General features: G+C 55.0%; 23 protein-coding genes and 1 pseudogene. 13 read left to right on the forward strand and 11 right to left on the reverse strand.

Annotated elements, in window-relative coordinates; genetic code table 11:
* Nucleotides 1-146 precede the first annotated feature (146 nt).
* The 6 genes from FGI04_RS11945 (at nt 147) to FGI04_RS11970 (ending at nt 6,264) form a co-directional block, all read left to right on the forward strand.
* Nucleotides 147-1,901, forward strand: coding sequence for an ABC transporter permease (locus FGI04_RS11945; RefSeq protein ID WP_407336785.1), 1,755 nt, complete (start codon nt 147-149; stop codon nt 1,899-1,901).
* 7 nt (nt 1,902-1,908) lie between these two features.
* The gene (locus FGI04_RS11950) at nt 1,909-3,237 is read left to right on the forward strand and encodes an ABC transporter ATP-binding protein (protein ID WP_016943815.1); all 1,329 of its coding nucleotides are present in this window, start codon (nt 1,909-1,911) and stop codon (nt 3,235-3,237) included.
* A gap of 61 nt (nt 3,238-3,298) precedes the next feature.
* On the forward strand, nt 3,299-4,369 hold the full coding sequence (locus tag FGI04_RS11955; protein WP_252999977.1) for a sensor histidine kinase: 1,071 nt from the start codon (nt 3,299-3,301) through the stop codon (nt 4,367-4,369).
* Nucleotides 4,362-5,015 carry a response regulator transcription factor gene (locus FGI04_RS11960; protein WP_038903882.1) on the forward strand — a complete coding sequence of 218 codons (654 nt, stop codon included), beginning with the start codon at nt 4,362-4,364 and terminating at the stop codon, nt 5,013-5,015. The genes FGI04_RS11955 and FGI04_RS11960 overlap by 8 nt, the downstream gene beginning before the upstream one ends.
* A gap of 147 nt (nt 5,016-5,162) precedes the next feature.
* Nucleotides 5,163-5,579, forward strand: coding sequence for a CidA/LrgA family protein (locus FGI04_RS11965; protein WP_016943819.1), 417 nt, complete (start codon nt 5,163-5,165; stop codon nt 5,577-5,579).
* The gene (locus FGI04_RS11970; protein WP_038926008.1) at nt 5,569-6,264 is read left to right on the forward strand and encodes a CidB/LrgB family autolysis modulator; all 696 of its coding nucleotides are present in this window, start codon (nt 5,569-5,571) and stop codon (nt 6,262-6,264) included. The genes FGI04_RS11965 and FGI04_RS11970 overlap by 11 nt, the downstream gene beginning before the upstream one ends.
* Before the next feature lie 29 nt (nt 6,265-6,293).
* On the opposite strand, the gene FGI04_RS11975 is transcribed toward FGI04_RS11970, so the two are convergent.
* Nucleotides 6,294-7,091 (reverse strand): helix-turn-helix domain-containing protein, encoded by a 798-nt coding sequence (locus tag FGI04_RS11975; protein ID WP_029456658.1) that lies wholly within the window; start codon nt 7,089-7,091, stop codon nt 6,294-6,296.
* Between the two features lie 362 nt (nt 7,092-7,453).
* Here FGI04_RS11975 and cfa point away from each other — a divergent pair, with 362 nt between their 5' ends.
* From cfa to FGI04_RS11995, 4 genes are all read left to right on the forward strand, one after another.
* The gene (gene cfa, locus FGI04_RS11980) at nt 7,454-8,602 is read left to right on the forward strand and encodes a cyclopropane fatty acyl phospholipid synthase (protein WP_016943821.1); all 1,149 of its coding nucleotides are present in this window, start codon (nt 7,454-7,456) and stop codon (nt 8,600-8,602) included.
* A 125-nt stretch (nt 8,603-8,727) separates the two neighbouring features.
* Nucleotides 8,728-9,447 (forward strand): (Fe-S)-binding protein, encoded by a 720-nt coding sequence (locus tag FGI04_RS11985; RefSeq protein ID WP_407336786.1) that lies wholly within the window; start codon nt 8,728-8,730, stop codon nt 9,445-9,447.
* Nucleotides 9,448-9,456: 9 nt separating this feature from the next.
* Complete coding sequence (locus FGI04_RS11990; RefSeq protein ID WP_168365301.1) at nt 9,457-10,884, forward strand: LutB/LldF family L-lactate oxidation iron-sulfur protein; 1,428 nt, start codon at nt 9,457-9,459, stop codon at nt 10,882-10,884.
* Nucleotides 10,884-11,579: a LutC/YkgG family protein gene (locus tag FGI04_RS11995; protein WP_407336787.1), complete on the forward strand. Its 696-nt coding sequence runs from the start codon at nt 10,884-10,886 to the stop codon at nt 11,577-11,579. Before FGI04_RS11990 ends, FGI04_RS11995 begins: the two co-directional genes overlap by 1 nt.
* Before the next feature lie 367 nt (nt 11,580-11,946).
* On the opposite strand, the gene FGI04_RS12000 is transcribed toward FGI04_RS11995, so the two are convergent.
* From FGI04_RS12000 to FGI04_RS12020, 5 genes and pseudogenes are all read right to left on the reverse strand, one after another.
* Nucleotides 11,947-13,683 (reverse strand): ABC-F family ATP-binding cassette domain-containing protein, encoded by a 1,737-nt coding sequence (locus FGI04_RS12000; RefSeq protein WP_407336788.1) that lies wholly within the window; start codon nt 13,681-13,683, stop codon nt 11,947-11,949.
* 289 nt (nt 13,684-13,972) lie between these two features.
* Nucleotides 13,973-14,737: a sulfite exporter TauE/SafE family protein gene (locus FGI04_RS12005; RefSeq protein ID WP_252999971.1), complete on the reverse strand. Its 765-nt coding sequence runs from the start codon at nt 14,735-14,737 to the stop codon at nt 13,973-13,975.
* Nucleotides 14,738-14,852: 115 nt separating this feature from the next.
* Nucleotides 14,853-15,002 (reverse strand): annotated as a pseudogene (locus FGI04_RS12010) (VOC family protein); the annotation flags it as partial.
* A gap of 11 nt (nt 15,003-15,013) precedes the next feature.
* The gene (locus tag FGI04_RS12015; protein WP_407336789.1) at nt 15,014-16,120 is read right to left on the reverse strand and encodes an ATP-binding protein; all 1,107 of its coding nucleotides are present in this window, start codon (nt 16,118-16,120) and stop codon (nt 15,014-15,016) included.
* Nucleotides 16,117-16,863, reverse strand: a complete 747-nt coding sequence (locus tag FGI04_RS12020) for a response regulator (protein WP_407336790.1) — start codon at nt 16,861-16,863, stop codon at nt 16,117-16,119. Before FGI04_RS12020 ends, FGI04_RS12015 begins: the two co-directional genes overlap by 4 nt.
* A 133-nt stretch (nt 16,864-16,996) precedes the next feature.
* On the opposite strand from FGI04_RS12020, the gene FGI04_RS12025 reads away from it, so the two are divergent.
* The 3 genes from FGI04_RS12025 (at nt 16,997) to FGI04_RS12035 (ending at nt 22,629) form a co-directional block, all read left to right on the forward strand.
* Entirely contained in the window at nt 16,997-18,259 is a 1,263-nt protein-coding gene (locus FGI04_RS12025; protein ID WP_407336791.1) for an efflux RND transporter periplasmic adaptor subunit, read from the forward strand.
* A 21-nt stretch (nt 18,260-18,280) separates the two neighbouring features.
* On the forward strand, nt 18,281-21,415 hold the full coding sequence (locus FGI04_RS12030) for a multidrug efflux RND transporter permease subunit (protein ID WP_407336792.1): 3,135 nt from the start codon (nt 18,281-18,283) through the stop codon (nt 21,413-21,415).
* 114 nt (nt 21,416-21,529) lie between these two features.
* Nucleotides 21,530-22,629 (forward strand): IS3 family transposase gene (locus FGI04_RS12035; protein WP_407336793.1). Its coding sequence is split into 2 segments (ribosomal slippage): nt 21,530-21,785 and nt 21,785-22,629, totalling 1,101 coding nucleotides; the frame shifts between segments, so codons are not numbered across the junction.
* Between the two features lie 114 nt (nt 22,630-22,743).
* On the opposite strand, the gene FGI04_RS12040 is transcribed toward FGI04_RS12035, so the two are convergent.
* The 5 genes from FGI04_RS12040 to FGI04_RS12060 all read right to left on the reverse strand — a co-directional run bounded on the left by FGI04_RS12040 (nt 22,744) and on the right by FGI04_RS12060 (nt 25,623).
* A complete protein-coding gene (locus FGI04_RS12040; protein ID WP_407273191.1) occupies nt 22,744-23,601 on the reverse strand; it encodes a DMT family transporter in 858 nt (285 codons plus the stop codon).
* 2 nt (nt 23,602-23,603) lie between these two features.
* Nucleotides 23,604-24,002, reverse strand: a complete 399-nt coding sequence (locus FGI04_RS12045; protein ID WP_342699956.1) for an NUDIX hydrolase — start codon at nt 24,000-24,002, stop codon at nt 23,604-23,606.
* Nucleotides 23,999-24,745: a TauD/TfdA family dioxygenase gene (locus FGI04_RS12050; protein WP_407273190.1), complete on the reverse strand. Its 747-nt coding sequence runs from the start codon at nt 24,743-24,745 to the stop codon at nt 23,999-24,001. Before FGI04_RS12050 ends, FGI04_RS12045 begins: the two co-directional genes overlap by 4 nt.
* 117 nt (nt 24,746-24,862) lie before the next feature.
* Nucleotides 24,863-25,255: an arsenite efflux transporter metallochaperone ArsD gene (arsD, locus tag FGI04_RS12055; RefSeq protein ID WP_407274732.1), complete on the reverse strand. Its 393-nt coding sequence runs from the start codon at nt 25,253-25,255 to the stop codon at nt 24,863-24,865.
* Between the two features lie 17 nt (nt 25,256-25,272).
* Nucleotides 25,273-25,623, reverse strand: coding sequence for a transcriptional regulator (locus FGI04_RS12060; RefSeq protein ID WP_342699958.1), 351 nt, complete (start codon nt 25,621-25,623; stop codon nt 25,273-25,275).
* Between the last annotated feature and the right edge of the window lie 193 nt (nt 25,624-25,816).

Genomic DNA, 25,816 nt, shown 5'->3' on the forward strand with positions numbered 1-25,816 from the left:
TCCTGCCACGCATTAAAGAATAACGCCGCACCATCGTCGTATTGCTCAGAGCACACTGACAATGCCGGTATCATTTGGCTAATAGATTTGGCAAATAGCCCCGGAACCCCGTTCCGGCTACTGCCTGACTTACCGGGAGGAAAATCATGCGCCATCCACTCCAGGACATCATGACTGACAACCGTGCGCTGCTCACCAGACAGCGCGCGGCACCGTCCTATCGGGCCGATATCCTATTTTTTACCCTGCTGGCGCTGGTTGTTGCGCTGGTGGTATACGGCATGGAGCAAATGAGCCTGCCGCTGTCTATTCTGGATGCCAGCCCGGTCAGGCTGGATATCGCCCTGCTGCCAGAATATGCGCTACGCACCACGTTGCGCATGTTCGTGGCACTGGCGGTGTCGTTACTGTTCACATTGGTTATCGCCACGCTGGCAGCCAAAAGCCGTAAAGCCGAAATGGTGATCATCCCAGCGCTGGATATTCTGCAATCGGTGCCGGTACTGGGGTTTTTAACCTTCACCGTTACGTTTTTTATGGGGCTGTTCCCCGGCCGCCAGATGGGGGTGGAATGTGCGGCGATTTTCGCGATTTTCACCAGCCAGGCGTGGAACATGGCGTTCAGCTTTTTCCAGTCGTTACGCACCCTGCCGGGCGATCTGAGTGAAGTCAGCCAACAATTCGGCTTTTCGCCCTGGCGACGGTTTATCCGGCTGGAGTTGCCATTCGCCATCCCCGGACTGGTCTGGAACATGATGATGTCAATGTCCGGCGGCTGGTTCTTCGTGGTGGCCTCAGAAGCCATTACCGTCGGCAACACCACCGTCAGCCTGCCGGGGATCGGCTCCTGGCTGGCGCTGGCTATCGCTCAGGAAAACCTGACGGCTATCGCCTGGGCGGTGGTCGCCATGACGGTAGTAATAGTGCTTTACGATCAACTGCTGTTCCGGCCGGTGGTGGCCTGGGCGGATAAATTCCGTTTCGAACAAACCGCGTCGCAGAAAAGACCGCGTTCCTGGGTATACGACCTTGTTCGCCGTACCCATATCTCGACGGCGATCATCAACGTGCTGAGCTGGCCGTTCTACACACTGGCAGCCTTGCGCTGGCCATCGGTGCCGCAGTTTTTACGCCATACGCCCAGCCCTCGCTACAACAAAATCACCGACCGCTTGTGGCTAGCTCTGGTCATTATCGGCGTAGTGGCAGGCGTGGTACAGCTGGTGCAATACATCGGTGCCTCGCTCGGTATGGCCGATGTGATTGCCGTGTTTGGCATGGGGTTGGCAACACTCGCTCGTGTGGTGGTGTTGATTGCGCTGGCCAGTGTTATTTGGGTACCAATCGGTGTGTGGATTGGTCTGCAACCCAGTGTGGCAGAACGTCTGCAACCACTGGCGCAGTTTCTGGCGGCGTTTCCGGCCAACGTATTGTTCCCATTCGCCGTCATCCTGATTGCGGGTTTTAACCTCAATCCGGATATCTGGCTGTCACCGCTGATGGTGCTGGGTACCCAGTGGTACATCCTGTTTAACGTCATCGCGGGCACGGCAGCCTTGCCGACCGACCTGCTGGAAGCCGCGCGTATTTACGGTATCCGGCGCTGGCAGTGGTGGCGTCAGGTCGCGCTGCCGGGCATTTTTCCCTACTACGTGACGGGCGCGCTCACTGCCTCCGGCGGCTCCTGGAACGCCAGTATCGTGTCCGAATCCATTTCCTGGGGGAAACAACATCTGGAAGCCACCGGCCTTGGCGCTTATATCGCCAACGCGACCACCGCCGCCGATTTTCATCAGGTCGCGCTGGGCATCGCGGTGATGTCGGTATTCGTGATCGCGTTTAACCGCCTGCTGTGGCGTCCCTTGTACCAATTCGCCGAACGCCGCCTGCGCCTCGGTTAAGGAGAACATGATGACTATTCTTCAGCCAATCAATCTGGCTCATCAGCAGAACTGTCTGGTGAATGTACAACACGTCCGGCATCTGTATGGTAAATCCGGCAGCGCCGAACGACTGGTACTGGATGACGTTAACCTGACGTTGTACGACAACGAAATCGTCGGATTACTCGGCCGTTCCGGTTCCGGTAAATCGACCCTGCTGCGTTCGATAGCGGGTCTGCTGACGCCAAGCGCCGGTCAGGTGGAGTTCCCGCCGGGGCCGGATGGCCGGCCGACAACCGTCAGCATGGTTTTCCAGAGCTTCGCCCTGTTTCCCTGGCTGACGGTGCAACAAAACGTCGAAGTTGGACTGGAAGCGCAAAACGTACCGGTGGAGCAACGTCGCAAACGGGCACTGGCCGCCATTGACCTGATCGGTCTTGATGGGTTTGAAAACGCCTACCCCAAAGAACTTTCCGGCGGGATGCGCCAACGCGTCGGACTGGCGCGTGCACTGGTGGTGGACCCAGACATCCTGTTGATGGATGAGCCGTTTTCCGCGCTGGATGTGCTGACCGCTGAAACCCTGCGTACCGACCTGCTGGATCTGTGGGGCGAAGGCAGAATGCCGATCAAATCCATCCTGATGGTGACGCATAACATCGAAGAAGCGGTGTTAATGTGCGATCGTATCGTGCTGTTTTCTATCAACCCCGGCCGGGTCGCGTGTGAAATTCGTGTCGACCTGCCGCAACCGCGTAACCGTCAGGATCCGGCGTTTCGCGCGCTGGTTGAAGACATTTACGTTAAAATGACAACGGATAACAGCGCGGGTACCGCACGTCAGGGGATTTTCCCCGGTTCAGGGTTGGGTATGGTGTTGCCGTTGGTCTCTACCAACTCGCTGGCTGGCCTGATTGAAGCCGTACACGCCGCGCCTTATGCAGGCAAGGCAGACCTGCCTGAACTGGCTAACGCCTTGCAGTACACGGCTGACGAGCTGTTCCCGGTAGGGGAAATTTTGCAACTGCTGCGCTTCGCCGAACTGCAAGGGGGCGATATTCGGCTGTTGCCTGCCGCCGCCCGGTACGCCAACGCCAGTGTAGACGAACGTAAACAGCTGTTCGCCCAGCATTTGCTCAATTATGTGCCGCTGGTCGCACACATCCGGCGGGTACTGGACGAACGTTCGTCTCGCACCGCCCCGGCGCGTCGCTTCCGTGACGAGCTGGAGGATTTCATGTCGGAAATCGACGCGGCGCAAACGCTGAATGCCGTCACACAGTGGGGACGTTATGCGGAACTGTTCGCTTACGACGACATCCACGACCAGTTCAGCCTGGAAAATCCGTCGTAATCACAGACTCATAGCGGTGTGATCGACACAGAAAAAGGCCCTTGTTCATGAGAGAAAAAACATGAGTGAGAAAACACGTGTCGGTCACGCGGCCACGACACTGCGGGCCATCCCGCTGGTGCTGATGGCCGTGGGCATCGCCGTGGTGGATACCCTCACCGACCTGGAGATCGCGGTGGGAGTATTTCAGATTGCCATTGTGCTGCTGGCGGTGCGTTTTTTACCGCCACGCGGCGTCACCGCCATCGCCACGTTGTGCATTATCCTGACCCTGCTCAGTTACAAGCTCAGCAAGCCTGATGGTAGCGAATCCAGCCTGATTAACTGCGGCATCAGCCTGCTGGCAATCACGTTATCGACCTATCTGGCGTTAAAAATGTCGGCCGCGATTAATGCTTTTCACGAAGCGCGCGCCCAGCTGGTACAGATCTCCCGTGTTAACCTGATGGGGGAACTCACCGCCTCCATCGCCCATGAAGTTAACCAGCCACTGGCTTCTATCGTCACCAGCGGCGAAGCCTGTCTGCGCTGGCTCAACGCCTCCCCGCCCAATCAGGCTCGCGCCGAGCTGGCAGTGCAGCGCATCATCAACGACGCGACTCGCGCCAGCGAAATTATCGCCCGTATCCGTGGCTTCGCCAGCCGCACCCCACCGCATAAAGCGTGGCTGAACATCACCGATACCATTGACGAAATGCTACTGTTGATCCGCACCGAACTGATGCAACAGCATATTCTGTTTAGTCTCAATGTGGCGGAGGGGTTACCGCCCATTCTGGCGGATAAAATCCAGATTCAGCAGGTGTTGATGAACCTGATGCTGAACGCACTGGATGCCATCGCGGCCGCCGGGACCGAACAACGCACACTGTCGGTTAACGTGGAGCGGGATATCAGCGGTGATATCCGCTTTGCGGTTTGCGATCACGGTGTGGGTTTTACACCGGAACAACGCGAGCGGCTGTTTGAAACCTTTTTCACCACCAAATCGACCGGGATGGGGATGGGCCTGACCATCAGCCGCTCGATTATCGAAGCCCACGGCGGCCAGATTTGGGCCAGCGCCAATAGCGACGGCGGCGCGACGTTCTACTTCACCCTGCCGGGGACGGAAAAAAAGCACCATGAATGACGCCTTACTGAATAACACCTTAGCGAATGACCCTGCACCGCTGGTTTATATCGTGGATGACGACGCCTCGGTGCGCGCGGCACTGGAAGATTTGTTGGCATCAGTCGGGCTGGAAAGCCGCACCTTCGAGTCACCGCAACACTTCATCAGCGCATCACGGCCTGACCGCCCTGGCTGCCTGATTCTGGATGTGCGTATGCCGGGCATGAGCGGACTGGACTTTCAGGACGAGATGCACCGTCATGGCATCACGCTACCGGTGATTTTTATTACCGCCCACGGTGACATTCCCATGTCGGTACGTGCTATGAAGGCCGGTGCGCTGGAGTTCCTGACCAAGCCGTTTCGCGAGCAGGACTTGCTCGATGCTATCCAGAAAGGGCTGGAGCGCGATGGCGAACAACGCCGCCATGCCGATGTGCAGGCTAAGCTACAGGCGTGTTACGACAGCCTGACCGCCGGTGAACAACAGGTGCTGGAGCACGTGGTGACCGGCCAATTGAACAAACAGGTAGCCGCTCAACTCGGTGTCAGCGAAATCACAGTGAAAGTGCGGCGCGCAGCGGTAATGCGCAAGATGAACGCCGACTCGCTGGCCGAGCTGGTGCGCTTGTACGATGCGCTGAAAAAGAGCGTGCAGGGGTAACCGCCACGGTTGTCGTTTAACTTCGTCACATAATCGATAAACATCGTCCTGATTTGATAATAAGCGCCACGGCTAAGCGAGCGATAATCAACACCGTTATCCTCCCACTGTGATCAGTGGCAACTTTTATCCGTGGTAAATGCGTTCATGAATACCTTTATGACCCACTTCTGGCACCAGGCCAGGGCGTTCTTACTGATTTACGCCTGTTTGTTCCTCGGTATCGGCATTGCCGCCGTGCTGCCTATCACCTTGCCGGGCAGCATCATCGGTATGCTGATCCTGTTTTTGCTGCTGTCGTTGCAGATTATTCCGGCGCAGTGGGTCAAACCGGGCTGTCACGTGTTGATCCGCTATATGGCGCTGCTGTTTGTGCCGATTGGCGTCGGCGTGATGCAGTATTTTGATTTGCTACGCGCCCAGTTCGCACCGGTGATCCTCTCGTGCGCCGCCAGTACGCTGGTGGTGTTGATCACCGTCAGCAGCTGCTCACATCTGGTTCACGGGCGTAAATCAGCCCGTCATCAGGCTGACGAGAAAAAAGGAGCCAACCATGTGGCATGATATCGTCTGGTCGCTGCCGTTAACGCTGCTGGTGTTCTTTCTGGCGCGTCGGCTGGCACAACGGCTGAATTCACCGTTGTTAAACCCCCTGCTGGTGTCGATGGTGGTACTGATTGCGTTTTTACTGCTGTGTCATATCCCGTACGAACACTATTTCCGGGGCAGCTCGGTACTCAACAGCCTGTTGCAACCGGCCGTGGTCGCGCTGGCGTTTCCGTTGTACGAGCAATTGCATCAAATCCGCATGCGCTGGAAGTCGATCATCAGCATCTGTTTTATCGGTAGTCTGGTGGCGATGGTGACCGGCACCTGGATTGCTCTGCGTCTGGGGGCTACCCCAGCGATTGCCGCGTCCATTATGCCGAAATCGGTCACCACGCCGATTGCCATGGCGGTGGGTGGCAGCATCGGCGGTATTCCGGCCATCAGTGCCGTGTGCGTTATCTTTGTCGGTATTCTTGGCGCGGTATTCGGTCACATGCTGCTGAATGTGATGCACATTCACACCAAAGCAGCGCGCGGCCTGGCAATGGGCACCGCATCGCACGCACTCGGTACGGCCCGCTGCGCCGAGCTGGACTATGAAGAAGGCGCGTTCAGTTCGCTGGCGCTGGTTATCTGCGGCATCATGACGTCGCTGATGGCACCGCTGCTGTTCCCGATGATGATGGCGTTGGCACACTAATCCTTACGGCAAAAGGCGCGAGAAACCGGTCAATAACGCGTCGGTGGCACGCCAAACATTTGACGGAAGGCGAAGGTAAACGAGGCGGTGCTGGCATACCCCAGATCCAGCGCCACCTGCGTGACACTGCGGTTGTTTTTTAGCATCACCACGGATTCCAGTAACCGCATGCGTTTCTTCCACTCACTGAACGCCACGCCGGTTTCTTTCTTAAAACGACGCGAAAACGTGCGCACCGACATGCCGGTGCGTGCCGACCACTCCTCAATGCCGTGAGGCGCATCCGGCGTTTGCTGGATATCGCGGCATACCCGCATCAAGGTGGCGGAAGACGGCCACGACAGCGAAAACCCCGCATCCGGCAACTGCCGCAGCAAGGTCGTCAATACCTTCACTAACTGGGCGTCATCCCCGTCATAGTCATACTGTTCCGGCACGTGTTTAGTGGCATAGTGGATAAACTCACGAATAAAATCGCTGACCAGCACCACCTTGCAACTGCTGTGGTCGATAGCCACATAATCCGGCTCGATATACAGGCTTTCCAGCATCACGTCGCTGGTTGACAGAATACAGTGCGGCACATGCGCCGGGATCCACACCCCATACAGCACCGGCACAATCAGCGTCTTCCCCTCAATCTCTACCCGCATGCCCCCTTCTCGCGCATAAAGAAACTCGACAAACGGGTGCTGATGCTGTGCCACTTCGGTCCCTTTCACCAGTGGGTAAGAGCGAAAGTAGACCGGACGCGGTAAAGACAGCAATACCGGCGCAGGCTGCCCTGCTATCGGCAAGCGGGGAGATGACACAAGCGAATGAGACATAACGGCCTGACCTCTACTCGATGAAGTTTGTCTTGATAGGGTAACGCAGGCCAGCCTGATTTACCCGATAATCAACACCTGTTCAGCAGGTGCCAGCCCATGACCTGATGACCGAAGTCTCTGTGAGCATACGATTTTTCAAACCAGAAAATGGATTGGGGAACACTTCATGGAAGCGACATTACGTTTATATCACGGCGACCCGCCGTTTTTAGTCATACCTTGTCCATGTTTTGAGGGAATACGTCATTTTTGCGGCAACCACCGATGTCACGAAACAAGATGTCCCGAAATAACAGTACCCCAGTAGTGATTAGCACCTGTAATAACTCATTGAACTAACTGTTATTTAAGGAGACATCATGAGTAATGTTTGCATCGTTGATGACATCAGCGAAAAAAATGAATGGCGGCGTATTGCACAGGAACTGTTACATCAGGCTGGGATAACCATTAACGGTACCGAACCCTGGGATATTCAGGTTAACGACTCACGCTTTTTCAAACGGGTACTACAGCAAGGCTCCGTAGGATTGGGTGAAAGCTACATGGAAGGCTGGTGGAACTGTGCACGGCTCGATATGTTTTTTCACCGGATACTCGCCGCCCAGTTGGATGAGCAGCGCCCGGCACGCTGGCGTGACCTGATGCGCATCGCGCTGGCCCGGCTGGTCAACCTTCAATCACGCAAACGCGCCTGGCAGGTCGGCAAAGTCCACTATGACCTCGGCAATGACCTGTTCTGCCATATGCTTGACCCCTACATGCAGTATTCATGCGGTTACTGGAAAGAGGCCGACACCCTTGATGACGCCCAGCAGCACAAACTGGCGTTAATCTGCGAAAAACTCCAGTTGAAACCCGGCATGACGCTGCTGGATATCGGCTGCGGCTGGGGAGGTCTGGCGGTATACGCGGCTCAACATTACGGCGTTACCGTGCATGGCGTCACCATTTCCGCCGAGCAAAAAGCCTTTGTGGAAGCGCGCAACGGCGGGCTGGATATCCATATTCTGTTGCAGGATTACCGCGACCTTCACCAACAGTATGACCGTATTGTCTCCGTCGGCATGTTTGAACACGTGGGACCGAAAAATTACGCCACCTATTTTGACGTGGTCAATCGGTGCCTGAAGCCGGACGGCCTGTTCCTGTTACATACCATCGGGTCGAATAAAACGGCGCATAACGTTGACCCGTGGATCAATAAATACATTTTCCCCAACGGATGCCTGCCATCCATTAAACAAATTGCCGACACCAGTGAATCCTATTTTGTGATGGAAGATTGGCACAACTTCGGTGCCGATTACGATAAAACCCTGATGGCCTGGCTGGCACGCTTTAACACCGCCTGGCCGCATCTGGCTGACGATTACTCACCCGCTTTCCGGCGCATGTTCAGTTACTACCTGACCGCCTGCGCCGGTGCTTTTCGGGCCAGAAATATCCAGCTATGGCAGGTTCTTTTTAGCCGGGGCGTCGAACAGGGATTGAACGTCCCCCGTTGAGTGTGACCCATGTTCAGGCCACAAGGCGCAGGCCGATGAACGTACGACAATAATGTGCCTACTGACGTTTAACCCGAGTGACTCACCCGAGTTGTTAACCCCTACAAACAGGAAGCTAAAACAACATGAATGTGAATTTCTTTGTCACCTGCATCGGCGATGCGCTCAAATCGCGTATGGCCCGTGACAGCGTGCTGTTGCTGGAGCAGCTCGGCTGCCATATTCACTTTCCCGAGCGACAAGGCTGTTGCGGTCAACCCGCCATCAACAGCGGATATATCCGCGAGGCACGGCCGGGTATGAAAAACCTGATAGCCGCGCTGGAAGAGAATGACGACCCTATCGTGTCGCCTGCCGGCTCCTGCACCAACGCCATCAAACACTATGCCGACTGGCTGGCAGACGAACCGGAGTGGGCCAGACGCGCCACCCAGGTCGCCAGCCGGATGGTGGACCTCACCTCGTTTATTGTTAACCGCCTTGGGGTTACCGATGTCGGTGCCCGCCTGCCGGGTAAAGCGGTTTACCACCCGTCCTGTAGCCTGTTTCGTAAAATGGGGGTGCGGGAAGAGCCACTGGCGTTATTGCATCAGGTACGTGATCTGGAATTGCTGCCGTTTCATGGACAGGAAGCCTGCTGCGGCTTCGGCGGTACCTTTTCCGTCAAAATGGCGGAGATCTCCGGTGAAATGGTGAAAGAAAAAGTCGCGCACATCATGGAGGCCAAACCGGACTACCTGATCGGCGCCGATGTCAGTTGCCTGCTTAACATCGGCGGGCGACTACAACGCGAAGGGCATGCCGTTCGGGTGATGCATATCGCAGAAGTACTGATGAGCCGCTAAGGAGACGCCATGTACCTCAAGACCAGCAATACCCCGTTTCATGAGCGTATCCGCCAACAAATAGACGACCCGATCATGCGCCAGGCGGTTGCCAACGCGCAGGAGCGTATCGGTGCCAACCGTCAGAAGATGGTTGATGAACTGGGCGAGTGGGATCTCTGGCGTACCCGTGCAGCGCAAATTCGCGCCCATGTGCTCGATAACCTCGACGCCTATCTGTATCAGTTGTCCGAACAGGTCACCGCTCGCGGCGGCAAGGTATTCTTTGCCGAAACACGCGAAGACGCGACCCGTTACATCTTGCAAGTCACACAGGCTAAACAAGCCCGCAAGGTGGTGAAATCCAAATCGATGGTGACCGAAGAGATCGGGATGAATGCCGTGCTGGAGAATGCCGGTATTGAGGTCATCGAAACCGATCTCGGCGAATACATCCTGCAACTGGATAAGGACGCGCCTTCCCATGTGGTGGTACCTGCTATCCACAAAGATCGCCACCAAATCCAGCGTGTACTGCAACAACAGTTGGGCTATGACGGTCCGGAAACGCCGGAAGCCATGACCCGTTTTATTCGCCAGAAAATCCGTGCCGACTTCCTCAGCGCCGACGTGGGGATCACCGGCTGCAACTTTGCTGTCGCGGAAACCGGCACCGTCAGTCTGGTGAGTAATGAAGGCAACGCCCGTTTGTGTACCACCCTGCCCCGTACCCACATCGCCGTGATGGGCATGGAACGTATCGTTCCAACCTTTGAGGAACTCGATGTGGTGCTCACCATGCTGGCGCGCAGTGCGGTCGGTGCCCGTCTTACCGGTTACAACACCTGGCTGACCGGACCACGCGACCCGGGCGGCGTTGACGGCCCGGAAGAGTTTCATCTGGTGATCGTCGATAATGGCCGCTCAAAAATACTGGGGTCGCCGTTCCAGGATATTCTGCGTTGTATTCGTTGCGGTGCCTGTATCAACACCTGCCCGGCCTACCGTCATATCGGTGGTCACGGTTACGGTTCTATCTATCCCGGCCCTATCGGCGCAGTATTATCACCGCTACTGGGCGGCTATGAAGACTTCAAGAACCTGCCTTACGCTTGCTCGCTGTGTACCGCCTGCGATGACGTGTGCCCGGTGCGCATTCCTCTGTCCTCACTGATTGTGCAACACCGACGCACGCTGGCAGAAAATGGGATGACGCCTGCGGCCGAGCGACGCATCGTCGGGTTGTTCAACTATGCCAATAGCCACCCTGGCCTGTGGAAAGTCGGCATGGTGGCAGGTGCGCGTGCCGCCCGCTTGCTCATTCGTAACGGCAAGATACCGTTTAACATCGGTGCGATCAGCGAGTGGACCGAAGCCCGCGACCTGCCGGATGCCGATGGTCAGAGCTTCCGCAGTTGGTTCAAACAGCATCAGCGTCAGACTAAGGAGAAACGCTAATGGAAAACCGTGACGCCTTTCTGGCCACCCTGGCCCGGCGACTGGGGCGTGAGCCACGTCAAACACCGCTGCCGTTGCCGCCGCTGGACAATAACCCGGCCTCGACCCGTCTGACCGATTTGACGGCACAACAGCGCTGCGACGCCTTTATTGATTACGCCAGTAACGTGATGCTGGCGCATTGCGAGGTCATGCCGCTTAATCAGGTCGCAGAGGCCGCCGGAAAGCTGTGCCAGCATTATGGCGGCGCGCCGGTACTGGTCAGTGGCGATGAACGACTGGTAGAGCTGGGGGTCACCGACTACCTGCAACAGCACTATCAGGCACAGTGCTGGGACCCGGCCGCCGGGGAAGACAACCTCAAACTCGCCACACAGGCGCGTATCGGCGTGGTGTACGCCGATTATGGTCTGACTGAATCTGGTGGTGTGGTGCTGTTCTCTACCCCGCAACAAGGGCGTGGCCTGAGCCTGTTGCCAGAATCAACACTGTTTGTTGTCCGCAAAAGCTGCCTGTTGCCACGCGTCGCGCAGTTGGCCCAGCATTTGCGCCAGCGGGCGCAACGGGGCGAACCCTTACCGTCGTGCATCAACCTGATAGCGGGCCCCAGTTCTACCGCCGATATCGAGCTGATTAAGGTGGTGGGGGTACACGGGCCGTTAAATGCCGCGTACCTGATTATTGAGGATTGCTGATAGTCTGCCTGCGGCATGAGGTGTCGGGTTATGGTGGAACAGTGAGAGGTTTCGTGCGTGATGATCTCATGCCTTCCCTTGTAACATCATCGCACGCACGACAAGGAGAGGTTCACACGCCACCTCTCCTTGACCACTGGCTTGAGGGCTAAACTGTGCCGCTTCGCGGTACCTTCGGCGTTCGTCTTCGCTGTTCGGGCCGCCCGTGACGCTCTCCCGGAGCGGCACGGGCTTTCGCCGCGTCCATGCGGCTCACCCGGCGAAGCCGCCCACCTCAGCGCAGTTTTTTACGCCAGAAAACCCGATGTGGTGTAACCAAAATAATTCGTCGGTATTTTTACACCTCTGCAAACAGGCACGATCAACATTACACCAATCCCAGCAAGGCGTTGAGACGGGCAATTTCTTGCCGCCACTGCGTCTGTAGCGCGGGTTTCTGGTGCTTCGCCTTACGCGCCAGGTCTTCAGCCAGCCGGTTTTCCAGTTCAACCAGTTGCGCCAGCAACCTGTCAGCTTCATCGATATGCGCTGATGTCACCTGTGACGCCGCCGCTGGAGGCGGTGGCAAAGAGGGCGCGGTGTCAGCGGGCGCGGCCCCCAGACGCTGATAGATCAGGTCCAGATCGTGCCACTCACTCAACACGCCGTGCTCAATCAGCCAGAAACGGTTGCAACTGCGGCTGATTAGCGCCCGGTCATGCGTCACCAGCAATACACCACCGTCAAAGTCTTGCAGCGTATCGGCCAGCGCCTCTTTGCCTTCCATATCCAGGTGGTTGGTCGGCTCGTCCAGCATCAGTAGCCCGTAACGCGCCAGTGACAGCCCGACAAACAACAGCCGGGCACGCTCGCCGCCACTCAGGGTGGCAACGGTTTGCTGATGGCGCGACCACGGGAAACCGGCGCTGATCAAGGCCATCTTGCGGTCCTGCGCCACCGGTGCGAACGGTGCCAGCGCATCGAACAGGGTGTCGTCATCACGCAGTTGATGCAGCGTCTGGTCGTAATACCCCAGTCGAACACGGGGATGTAGACGAATCGCCCCATCCGTCATCGCACTCGAGTACTGTTGCCACAAAAGGCGCAACAACGAAGACTTACCACAGCCATTGCGACCGATAATCGCCACCCGATCGCCGCTTTTCACCCGTTGTAACGGCAACGTGAATAACGGCGGGTGCTGCGGTGCCGGGCTGACGTCCAGCGTTGTCATCTCCAACAGACGGTCGGCACTCAGCGCTTCGCCTTTCAGCGCCAGCCGCCACTGACTACCGGCGGTCAGTTCGGTTTGATCCTCTTTTAGCCGCTCGATGCGTTTTTCCATCTGCTTGGCCTTGCGCGCCAGGTCTTCGTTATCATAGACCTTGCCCCAGATCGCCAGCCGCTTAGCACTGGCGGTCACGCGGTCGATTTCCTTCTGCTCCGCTTTGTGGCGCAAGGCATCGCTGCGATCGCGCTCCACCAGCGCCGCGCGGGCAGCACTACAAGGCAGAGCAAAGTAATGCAGTTGTCGGTCACGCAGGATATAGCTGCCATTGGTGACGTTATCGAGCAACTGGCTGTCGTGGGAAACCAGCACAAAGCTGCCGCTCCAGTGTTGCAGGAACTGCTCCAGCCACAATAGCGTCGGCAAATCCAGGTGGTTACTCGGCTCGTCCAGCAACAGCAGGTCCGGCGAGGTGATCAAGGCTCTCGCCAGCAGCAGTCGGGTATGCTGCCCGCCACTGAGAGTACCGGCACACAATCGCCAGTCGTGTTCGCCAAAGCCCATCTCCGCCAGCAAGGTTTCCGCCCGCCAGCGTTCGCTGAGGCGTTCCGTCTCGGGAAGGCGAGCCAGCACCGCATCCAACATCGTCAGCGGATGCAGATCCATCGGCAGATGCTGCTCAACACGAGCCAGCAGACAATGATTAGCGCGCGTCACACTGCCGCGACCTGGCGATAGCGTACCGTCCAGTAGCTTTAACAGCGTACTTTTGCCACAACCGTTATGGCCGATAAGACCAAGGCGATCACCCTGATTCAGGGTAAAAGAAATGTCGTTCAGCAGAGGGCCGAAAGGGGTATCCACGCTCAGGGCGTGTACAGTCAGTAAAGTGCTCATTGCTTACTCAAGAGTTACAGGCACAAGTGTGCCTCGTCAACACAACGCTGACGATAACCCGGTAAGCCCGAGAGAAGGGAAAATGCGGTTTGCTTCGCTCAAGCCACCGTTATCGCAGCACGATATCGATAACGCTTGAGCAGCGGCGATCGCCAAAAGGATGTGAAGTGTTAAACATTTCACAGCGCAGCATAATAGTCCTCCTTATTGTTATCCAAAGGTTAATCGATGAACGGATTGTAGCGGCAACGGGCGGTTGACACCACCCGCCAGCGATATTTTCCGCGTGTTATCTTCCTGCCAGCATCACTACCGCAACGCCAACCAGCACCAGACAGAACGTCAGTCGCAATGCCACCACCGGCAACTTATGCGCCAGCGCCACGCCCCATGACACGCTGAGAATGCCGCCAATCGCCAGCGGAATGCCGGTCGCCCAGTCGACATTACCGGCCTGCGTGTACGACACCAGCGCCGCCAGCGCGCCGGGTACCACCAGCGCCAGCGCGATACCTTGTGCCTGTGTCTGGGTGAAACCAAACAGCGTCACCAGCGCCGGGACCACGACCAACCCGCCGCCGACGGTAAAAATACCGGACATAAAACCACTCGCCACCCCCAACACCGGAAGATAACGTGCTGATAATACTGATGTTGGTGTACGGCTACGTTGGCTGTTCACCCACTGCCAGATGTAGTAAGTCGCCAGCACCAACAGAAAAATGGCAAACGCCTGTTGCAGGTTATCAACCTGAATAGCCGCCGCCATGTGCGCGGCGATATAGGCCGATACGGTGGCAAAGGCGCACAACATCAATGTCATACGGGTATCGATTTTGTTGCGCTGCCGATAGCGCAGAAACCCTATCAGCACATTTGGCGTAATCATAATCAGCGCCGTTCCCTGGGCGAGATGCTGGTTCATACCAAACAGCATTCCCAGCACCGGGATGGCTATTAACCCGCCGCCAATGCCCAACATACCGCCACACACCCCAAGCCCCATTCCCAGTATCAGGCACATCACCACCTGGGTTATCACTACACTCGTCATAAACTGCTACTGCATCCTGTTATATCGTTGGTAAAAAAACCGTTGATGAAAAATCGTTGATGAGAAATAGAGCATGGAATACCCATTCATACCCTGAATAAAAAACAGGCGTCGCTTAGCGCGCGTTGTCTGATAACGAGTTATCTGATAACGGTTCGGCTATCTCAATCAGGTTCAGATCCGGGTCACGCAGGTAAATCGAGCGAATTTTCCCGGTCGCACCGGTACGCTCAACCGGCCCGTCGATAATCGGCCAGCCACAGCGCCAGTTAGCGCTTAACGGCGTTGCGGCCCACAGGCCAACGGCTCGCTGTTACGACCAGCAATCGGCCAGCGTAGTTCAAACACCGCGCCGCCGGATGGTGCCGGGTAACAACGTGCCTGTCCACCGTGCGCCTGAGCAATCGCCTGCACCACCGCCAGCCCCAGCCCGCTGCCTTTGGTGTTATCCGGGTGCGAGGGTTCTCCCCGGGTAAACGCCTCAAAAATTCGCCCGGCAAAATCAGGGGCGATACCCGGTCCGCTGTCTTCCACGCGCAGAAATACCTGTTCGTGTTCCACCCCGGCCTGAATGCCTAACGGGCCGGGGGTGGCATGTTTTTGCGCATTTTCCAGCAGTGCCAGCACAGCCTGGCGGATGCGTACCGGGTCGCAGGGCACCGGGTGGTCATCCAACGCCAGCGACGGCGTAAATCCCGCCTGTTGCAGTACCGGGCCGAACGCATTGACCACCGCCGTCACCTCATCAGATAAGCGAGTCGGCATCCAGCGCAGTTCCAGATGACCGCTCTCTGCCAGCCCCACAACCCGCAAATCTTCAATCAGTCGCCCCAACCCTTCCACTTGCGTCAACAGATTGCGAAATAACCCGATATCCGGTTCGAACACCCCTTCAGTCAACCCCTGCAAACGGCCGCGTAAAATCGTGACCGGCGTGCGCAACTCATGGGCGATGGCTGCGTTCCAGAACGCCCGCTCTTGTTCCATACGCTCCAGCCGTTCCGCCATCGTGTTGAAGTCGCGCACCAGTAAGGCCGCTTCCCCCAGGGAGTAATCATCGGTTTCGGCACGCGCCTTCAGCTCGCCTTCGGCGATTTGGCGCAGGCTGTGCGCCACCGAATTCAACGGCACCAGAATGCGGCGGGCCAGTCGAACGGCTAACACCACCGCTATCAGCAACGCCAGTAAGGACGTTCCCCCCATCCAGAACCACTCGACCGTCGTCGGCATCCACTGATTGTCTGGCGACAGGCTCTCCGGCGAAACACTCAGCATCAGCCCATAGAAGAGGTAGGATCCAACCACCATCATCAGCGTGACGGACAGCACCAGCAGGATCATGGAGCGTATAATCTGTCGGCTCAGGCTACCATTGTGCTTCATGACGATTCGCCTAACCGGTAACCGACACCGCGCACACTGGACGGGACACCGTTTAACCCCAGGCGCTCGAGTTTCTTACGCAATTTGCTGATGTGGCTATCCACCGTGCGCTCAAGGGAATCCCCTTCAGGCAGGCAGGCTACCAGCAGTTCCTCACGGCTGAAGACGCGACGGGGCGCGCGCGCCATATGGGCAAGCAGACGAAACTCGGTCAGCGTCAGGTCAAGCAATTGGCTGACCCCGTCGATCGCTACCGTCGCCTCATGGTTTTCCAGGTCTATCTGAAACAGCTCGGTACGCAAAAAACGCGGCGCTTGCGGGGCTTGACGCTCGGCACGCAGCCCGGCACGGCGTAGCACCGCCTGCACGCGCGCCACCACCTCAGCCGGGTTAAATGGCTTGACCACGTAATCATCCGCCCCAATACGCAACCCCATCAGCTTGTCGATATCCTGGTCCAACGCGGTCAGCATGATAACCGGGGTATCTCCGCGCAGGCGAATCCCCGACAGCACCTGCCAGCCATCAACCAGTGGCATCTGTACATCCAGCAGCACCAGATCCGGTTTCATCGCGAGGTGTAATTCCAGCGCCTGACGGCCATTGGCGGCGTGAAGCGTGCGTAAACCACTGCGAGTCAGGTAAGCGCGAAGAATATCCGCAATTTCCGGCTCATCTTCGGCAATAAGCACCACCCCATGAATCTCGTCGGTCATCGGCATGGATTGCGTATGGACAGTCATTCGTCGACTCATCATAAAAAATGCAGGTTCTCCATCATATCTCCATATTTCTCCAACGGAAACCGCACACAGCTGTCGCACACTCCCGCAGTCTGGCCACCTTATGGCCGGTAAACAGGGATTACGACGTTATATGAATACCAAGAAATCGCATCAATATTCGATCGCCTGCATGTTATCGGCCTTGTTGTTGGCCGTACCGGGTCAAACCGAAGCGAACATGGCAACAACACGCCTGCCGGTGTCACTCAAGCAGTTGTGTCGACATGGCGTACTGCTGGCACTGGTGGGCATGCTGCTCACCGGCTGCGACCAGCCCGAGATCCCGGTCGAAGCGCCACCGGCAAAGGTCACCATCATGACCGTAAAACCGACCCCCATTACCCTGACCGACGATCTACCCGGCCGGGTGACGGCGGTCAGAACGGCGGAAATCCGCCCGCAGGTGGGCGGCATCATCCAGCGCCGCTTGTTTGAACAGGGTGCCGAGATCCGTGCCGGACAACCGCTGTTCCAGATTAACCCTGCGCCGTTCAAAGCCGAGGTCGATACCGCCCACGCCACGCTGCAACGCGCCCAGTCGGTATTAAACCGGGCACAGATTCAGGTCGCACGCCTTAAGCCCTTACTCAGTACCGGCGCTATCAGCCAGCAGAGCTACGACGATGCGACGGCACAGCGCGAACAGGCCGCCGCCGATGTCGCACAGGCCCGCGCCACACTGGCGCGTCGCCAGCTCGATCTGAGCTTCGCAACGGTCGAGTCCCCCATTACCGGGCGTATCGATCAGGCGCTGGTTACTGAAGGCGCGCTGGTCAACACCAGCGACGCCACGCCACTGGCACGGGTTCAACAAATTGACCAGGTGTACGTCGATGTGCGCCAGCCCGCCTCCTCGCTCGAACAGCTACGCGACATGCTGAACCAGCGGGCTAAAAACAGTGACGGTATCCCGGTGGAGATCCTGCGTAGCGACGGCCAGCCCTACCCGATGTCGGCGCGGATTCTGTTTTCCGGCATCAATGTGGATGCGAGCACCGGCGACGTGCTGCTGCGGATTCTGGTCGACAACCCGCAACGACAACTGCTACCGGGGATGTTTGTTCGCGCCCGCGTGCCGCTCAGCCATTACACCGATGCCTTGCTGGTGCCGCAACAGGCCGTCACACGCAATGGCGGCGAGGCCAAAGTCTGGTTGGTTGATGGCCGCAGCAAAGCGCACATCGTCACGGTTGAGCCTGGCGAGCTGGTCAACCGGCAATACCGCATCCGCGCCGGGTTGACCGCCGGTCAAGTGGTGGTGATAGAAGGCGGCGACAGGTTGAACGACGGTGCCTGGGTGGCAACCCAGCACTGGAAAAAAGTGCCGTCCGCCACTGACATGGCCTCACGCTAAGCGCATAAGGAGTCAGGTACCATGCCGCAATTTTTTATCCAGCGCCCGGTGTTCGCCTGGGTGATAGCCCTGTTCATCGTGCTGCTGGGAACACTCGCCATTCCCCAGTTGCCGATTGCCCGTTATCCGTCGGTGGCACCGCCAACCATTTCCATTACCGCGTCTTATCCCGGTGCCACGCCTAAAACGCTCAACGATGCGGTGGTCGGGCTGCTGGAGCGTGAGTTATCCGGTGTGAAAAACCTGCTGTACTTCGAGTCATCGGTAGATACAGCCGGACTGGCGCAGATCAACGTCACGTTCAAACCGGGCACCGACCCGGAGCTGGCACAGGTGGATGTGCAAAACCGCCTCAAGTCGATAGAACCGCGGTTACCGCAAACCGTCAGACAAAACGGCATGCAGGTGGAGTCTGCCGACTCTGGTTTTCTGCTGATGGTCAGCCTGACCTCGGATAACGGGCGCTACGATGAGGTCGAACTGAGTGACTATCTGGCTCGCCACATTGTCGAGGAATTGCGCCGGATTGACGGGGTGGGCCGCATCCAGCTATTTGGCGCGGAACAGGCGATGCGTATCTGGGTCGATCCCAACAAGCTGTTGTCTTACGGGTTGACCATGAACGATTTGTCGACCGCCATTACCCAGCAAAACATGCAAATCGCGCCCGGACGGCTCGGCGATGCCCCCACCTTGCCGGGACAACGGGTGACGATCCCGCTGACGGTACAAGGGCAACTGGAAACCCCGGAGCAATTCGCCGCTATCGTGCTGCGCGCCAGAGAAGACGGTTCCCGGGTGGTGTTAGCCGATGTAGCACGCGTTGAACTCGGAGCCCAGTCTTACGGATTTTCTGTGCGTGAAAACGGCAAAGACGCCAGCGCCGCCGCGGTGCAACTGGCACCGGGTGCCAATGCGGTACGTACCGCCAATGCCATCGCCCAACGGATGGCCGAACTGAAAATATCCATGCCAGCGGGTATGGACTATTCGTTGCCGTTCAACACCGCGCCTTTCGTCAAACTCTCCATCGAGCAGGTGCTCAGGACGCTGATTGAGGCGATGGTGCTGGTGTTTCTGGTGATGTACCTGTTTTTACAAAACGTACGCTATACCCTGATCCCAGCGATTGTGGCCCCTATCGCCCTGCTCGGCACCTTCACTGTGATGCTGGCGGCGGGATTTTCCATTAACGTGCTGACCATGTTCGGCATGGTGCTGGCGATCGGCATCATTGTGGATGACGCCATCGTGGTGGTGGAGAACGTTGAGCGATTAATGGCACAGGAAAGATTATCCCCCAAGGCGGCCACCACCCGCGCCATGAAGGAGATCACCGGCGCGATTATCGCTATCACACTGGTCCTGTCGGCGGTGTTCATTCCCATGGCATTCGCCAGCGGTTCGGTAGGCGTGATTTACCGGCAATTTACCTTATCGATGGCGGTGTCGATCCTGTTTTCGGCGTTTCTGGCGCTGACGCTAACGCCTGCGTTGTGCGCCACGCTGCTCACGCCCGTCGCCGATGACCATCACACCAAACACGGTTTCTTCGGTGGTTTTAACCGCCGTTTCGAGCAACTGACGCATCATTATGCCACTGGTACCCGTACGCTACTGCGCCGTTGCGGCAGTATGCTGTTGCTGTTCGCCGTACTGACCGGTTCACTGGCGTGGATCCTCCGTGAGCTGCCTTCCGATTTTCTGCCAGAAGAAGATCAGGGGTACTTTATGACGTCATTCCAGTTACCGTCGGACGCCACTGCAGCGCGAACGCTGGATGTGGTCAACACCTACGAACAGCACATTGCCTCGCGCCCAGAGATCGAATCCAACATGTCGATTCTCGGTTTTGGCTTTTCCGGTTCCGGCCCTAACGCCGCCATGGCCTTTACCACCTTAAAAGGCTGGTCTGAGCGTGGCGACACCACCACGCGCGCTGAAATCGCGCTGGCGCAACAGGCGATGTCGACCCTCCGTGAAGGCACCAGCATGATACTGATGCCACCGGCTATCGATGAGCTTGGCACGTCGTCAGGTTTTACCCTGCGTCTGCAGGATCGCACCGGCCGGGGTTATCAGGCGCTCAAAGCGGCGGAAGCACAACTGCTGACGCTGGCGGCCCACAGCCAGATTGTCACCAGTGTCTACCCGGATAGCCTGCCGCCCGGTAGCGCGGTTCAGCTAAAAATCGACCGCCAAAAGGCGGAAGCACTCGGCGTCTCGTTCAGTACCATCAGCGACACCTTGTCTGCCGCTATCGGATCACTGTACGTGAACGACTTCCCCAATGCCGGGCGCATGCAACAGGTGATCATTCAGGCCGATGCGCCAGCGCGTATGCAACTGGATGATGTGCTCAAACTCTACGTGCGTAACAGCTCAGGCGGTATGGTTTCGCTCAAAGAAGTGGTCACGCCGGTGTGGAGCGATACCCCGTTGCAGTTGACGCGCTATCAGGGCGTGCTGGCAGCCCGCCTCTCCGGCATGGCCGCCACCGGCGTATCCAGCGGAGCAGCAATGGCCGAGATGGAACGACTGGCGGCACAGCTTCCCCCCGGCTTCACCATTGAATGGACCGGGCAATCATTGCAGGAGCGGCAATCCGTCGCCCAGGCACCGATGTTGCTGTTGCTGTCGATGGTGGTGGTGTTTCTGGTGCTGGCGGCGCTGTATGAAAGCTGGTCTATTCCCGTCTCGGTGATGCTGGTGGTGCCGTTGGGGCTGCTCGGCGCGGTGCTGGCCGTCGTTCTGCGCGGTATGCCTAACGACGTGTTCTTCAAAGTGGGGCTGATCACCGTTATCGGCTTATCCGCCAAGAATGCCATCTTAATTGTCGAGTTCGCCAGACAGTTACGCGAACAAGGATATGAATTGGTGGATGCCGCCGTCACGGCAGCGCGTTTGCGTTTACGCCCCATCCTGATGACCTCGCTGGCATTTGTGCTGGGGGTGGTGCCGCTGATGGTGGCATCCGGTGCCAGCGCCGAAACCCAGCACGCCATCGGTACCGGCGTGTTCGGCGGCATGATCAGCGCTACCGTGCTGGCGGTGTTTTTCGTACCGGTGTTTTTTGTGACGGTGATGCGGATACAAGAGCGCTACAACCACTGGCGTGAAAAACGCCGGACAACACACGTAAACACCCCACACTAACCCGATCAGAGCGGCGACAGGCTGGAAAGCAACAGTGATCTCCTCCCTGAAAACAGTGCCAGTCTAAACTGAGGTATCCGGTCTTTCTTCCATCTCGCCGGGAGGCACATCGCCATGAAAAAGACCCGTTATACCGAAGGACAGATTGCGTTTGCGCTGAAACAGGCCGAAACCGGCACCCGCGTCGGGGAAGTCTGCAGAAAGATGGGCATTTCTGAGGCCACCTTTTACAACTGGAAAAAGAAATTTGCCGGTCTGGGCGTGACGGAATTGCGACGTCTGCGGCACCTGGAGGATGAAAATCAGCGGCTGAAAAAACTGGTGGCTGATCTGAGTCTGGACAAAGAGATGCTTCAGGAGGTGCTGAAGCAAAAGTTCTGAGGCCGGCTCAGAAGCGCCAGGCGGTACATTTCCTGCTGGAGGCTTACCGTATCAGCGTCCGGCGGGGTTGCGGGCTGCTGATGCAGAGCAGAACGGTTTACCACTGGCTGAGCCGGCGTGACGATCGGGCGATAACCCTGCGCATCAGGGAGATAGCAGAAACCCGGATACGCTACGGTTGTCCACGCATTCATATCCAGTTACGCCGGGAAGGCTGGCCTGTTAACCACAAGAAAACCCACCGGATTTATTGTCTGGAAGGACTGAATCTGCGCAGAAAGCGGCCCCGCAGGCATGTCAGTGCAGCACGCCGTCAGCAGCGCCCGACGCTGACGCATGTCGATCAGTGCTGGAGTATGGATTTTGTGTCGGATAATCTGTTTAACGGGCGGCGTTTCCGGGCACTGACTGTAGTGGATAATTTTAGTCGGGAATGTCTGGCGATCCATGCTGGAAAATCCCTGAAAGGTGACGATGTGGTCAGCGTAATGGAAGCGCTTCGGGTGCTGGATAAGCGCCTGCCGGTACGTATTCAGACGGATAACGGCAGCGAGTTTATCTCGAAAAGTCTGGATAAGTGGGCGTATGAACACGGTGTCACGATGGACTTCTCCCGCCCCGGAAAACCGACAGATAATCCGTTTATTGAATCATTTAACGGTAGCCTGCGCGACGAATGCCTGAACATTCACTGGTTTTTATCACTGGAAGATGCGCAGGAGAAACTCGACAACTGGCGCAGGGAATACAATCATGAGAGAACGCATTCATCATTAAATGACATGACTCCGGCTGAATTTATCCGAAGTCTCCGGAAAGACGAAGATCTCTGATTTAGCACTGCACTGATTTTGGGTCAGGGTCAAAAAACCGGATATCTCAAAAAGTGCATGGAACTAAAACGGGTGTGCTTACACATGCAGTAGCCAGCCTCCTGCAGGATTGTATTAAGCTTTTAGTTCAACCTTAATGACAGTGGTTTTTTTTATTACGTTAAGTTTATAGATAAGATAAAGTATCCCTATAGAACCCGCTATTACCTCCATGCTTATATTCTCATCAAACAGGAAAAATGCAGCCAAAAGGGTTATGGGAAGGCGTAAGTAGTTGACTGAGCCTGCATGTAATTTATAAGTGGTTTTCATAGATAAAATAGAAAAAAAACTTCCAGCCAATGCAATTATTGCGTTTATTGATAAAGCAAGATAGTGTGAAAATAGATCAGTGATATTTACTCCTGAAAGTAGCACATATGCTAAACAGATTAAAAACCCTAAGGAATTATATATTGCCATATAAGACAAAGGGTTATTTTTATTTTTTTGATTAAATGCTGAGAAAGTAAATGCTTGCAGTGCTATAGTAATGATAAAAATAATGTTGGCTTTATTGGCAATTCCCGGGTTGTTTCCAAACAGTAAAAAACTTATTGCAAAAATCAAAAAAAATAAAACCCATTCACTGTAACTGTTTTTCTCCCTGAAAAAAATTGTTGCAAAGACAGCGATAAAAACAGGTCTTAACTGACTTGCAATAGCAAAGCCTGAAATTGTTCCTGTTACTATCGATATAACGCCTACTACAGAGTTCAGAATGTTAATCGTTGAGAAAATCAAAGTGCTTTTATTGATAGACTTTATTAATGGTATAAAGAAAATTAAAGGGGCACCATAAAAAAATCTTACCAAAGATATTATTGAAACATTAACATCCTTTAGGAATAGTTTGGTTATTATATCGGAAGTAATGTACAAAACCATCGATATGCTTGATAAAATTACTGCATTAGTTTTTGTATAACCCATTACTAAATAATCACTTTTTGCAGGGAGTTTTTATAACCTTCTGGCATATTCAACTCGCCAATTTGAGAAGTTGAAAACAATCCAATTTCTTTATGCTCATGGCTAACTTTCATGATACCAACCTCCGGGTTTGAGATATGCATCAAGTATGTAACGATCAAAACGTCAACTTCATTCACATGATAGACCCAAGTATCGACAATACGCTCAATAGACGAGTTGATCTGAGTTTCCTCCGCTATCTCGCGGATTACGCAGGCTTCCGGCGTTTCTCCGGCTTCAAGTTTGCCTCCTGGCAACTCCCATTCATCTCTTTCATTTTTTAATAGTAAAATTTTGTTTTTTAGGAAGACTATTCCTTTTATAGATACAGGAAAATGCGTCACTAAGTGATCACTCATTGATTTATTCCTTCGCTAATTGAGAAGCCTGGTTCATACCAATCACCGGTATTTACGAGCAAACGGAGCATACTGCGCTCTCCATCAAAACTCGTCCGTCCATGTAACCATCTTTCATTATCAATAACCAAGGCGTATAACTCCGGTAAAATAAAGGAGTGTTCAATGTCGCGACAAGCCTCGATAACTTTTCTTACTTTCTCAAAGTTTTGATAAGAATAATACCCGTTTCCATCACAACGAAATCTTAACCCGTATTTACCATTATCTCTTTTATAAAGTAGAGGGCCTTTATAGGTTAGCTCAGCATCGCTATAGATAGCTTGCCCGGGCGATGCGAGAAAATCTAATGTACTGCGGTCATCATGTTTATATAATAATTCGATTAAGTGTTTTCCATCAACCAGGCGACTATATCCTCCAAGATGGGAATTTCGCTCAGCGAATAGCATCATTAATGTGGGAGGCTTCTCTAAGCAACTCCTGTCCGTATGAAATTCTAAAGAACCATTGGTAAAGCCAGAAAACCCTCTGCCTGCATTTTTAGCGTCTGTATGCGCTATTTTAGTAATACCGTTTGATAAAGAATCGCGATGCCTATAAACGTTACCCAATGAATTGGAGGTTCTTTTGAAGTCATCTATGGTCTCTAGTTCGTTGATGATACATAGTCCATTCTTCTCGATATTTTTTTTGATTTGATATTCATTTTTAGCCGATGCAGGGGTAAAAATATTTTTCAAATTAACCTCCATTTAATTATTCATTTAAGATAATCTATTTTTTCAAAAATTTAAGTTAATTTTTTATTACACTCCGCAATGCTTATAGTAAGAATTTCATATATCCTCCTGACATACTCAGCAACAGGATGTATTTCCACCACAGCAACGGCTGGGAACTAAACCCACTTTCTCCAACGGAATACTAAACCAGCGAGCCAGTTCAGCGCGTTTTGGGTATCGTCCTGCCATCACTATGTCACCATCCAGCAACAACAGCGGAAGCCCTTCTGCTCCAGAGGTTTCGAGGAATGTTTTCACCTTCTCGTTCTGAACGAAGCTCATAGGCTGTTGCGCCAGGTTGTAACGTTCGACGGCTACACCACGCTCTTTCAACCACTGCACATCAGCAGAAAAATCAACCAGAACCTGATCGACATCTGAACCACATACGCCGGTACTGCAGCACATTGCCGGGTCAAACACCTTTAACGTTTTCGTTCTGCATACCTCACATTCGTAAAATCGCATATATTCAGGCAAATTTTTTAGATGCAAACAGCCTTACCACTACCAGAGCAGTTGACCGATACCAGCTTATGGGCGATGGCCTGTGCGTCGTCCTGTTGGCTTAACCTGGCTTGCTCTATCACCTGAACAGCCCAGAAAGGAATATGCGGGGATAACCGGTAATTAACCCACTTACCCTGCTTGCGATCCAGCAACAAACCACTTTCCCTAAGCATTGCCAGATGGCGGGAAATCTTGGGTTGAGACTGATCCAGCGCCGTGCAGAGATCGCATACACACAGCTCGCCCATTTCACTGAGCAGTAAGACGATACCCAAGCGAGTTTCATCGGACAGATTTTTGAAAAGCTGCAGGGCTGTCAGAGACATTCATTCCTCCTTCTCATTTAGGCATAGGGTACTCTGCAGCGTAATAAAATCAACAATACATATGAAAATTCGAATATGTAGATATTTACAGCCATATCCTACAGCATAAAACACCAATAAAAAGCCATTAAACCGACATTTAAAACCACATAAAATATCAAAAAATGTCGATTATTTTTATAAATTAAGAAAT

The sequence above is a fragment of the Dickeya ananatis genome (genome assembly GCF_019464615.1).
Lineage (GTDB): Bacteria > Pseudomonadota > Gammaproteobacteria > Enterobacterales > Enterobacteriaceae > Dickeya > Dickeya oryzae.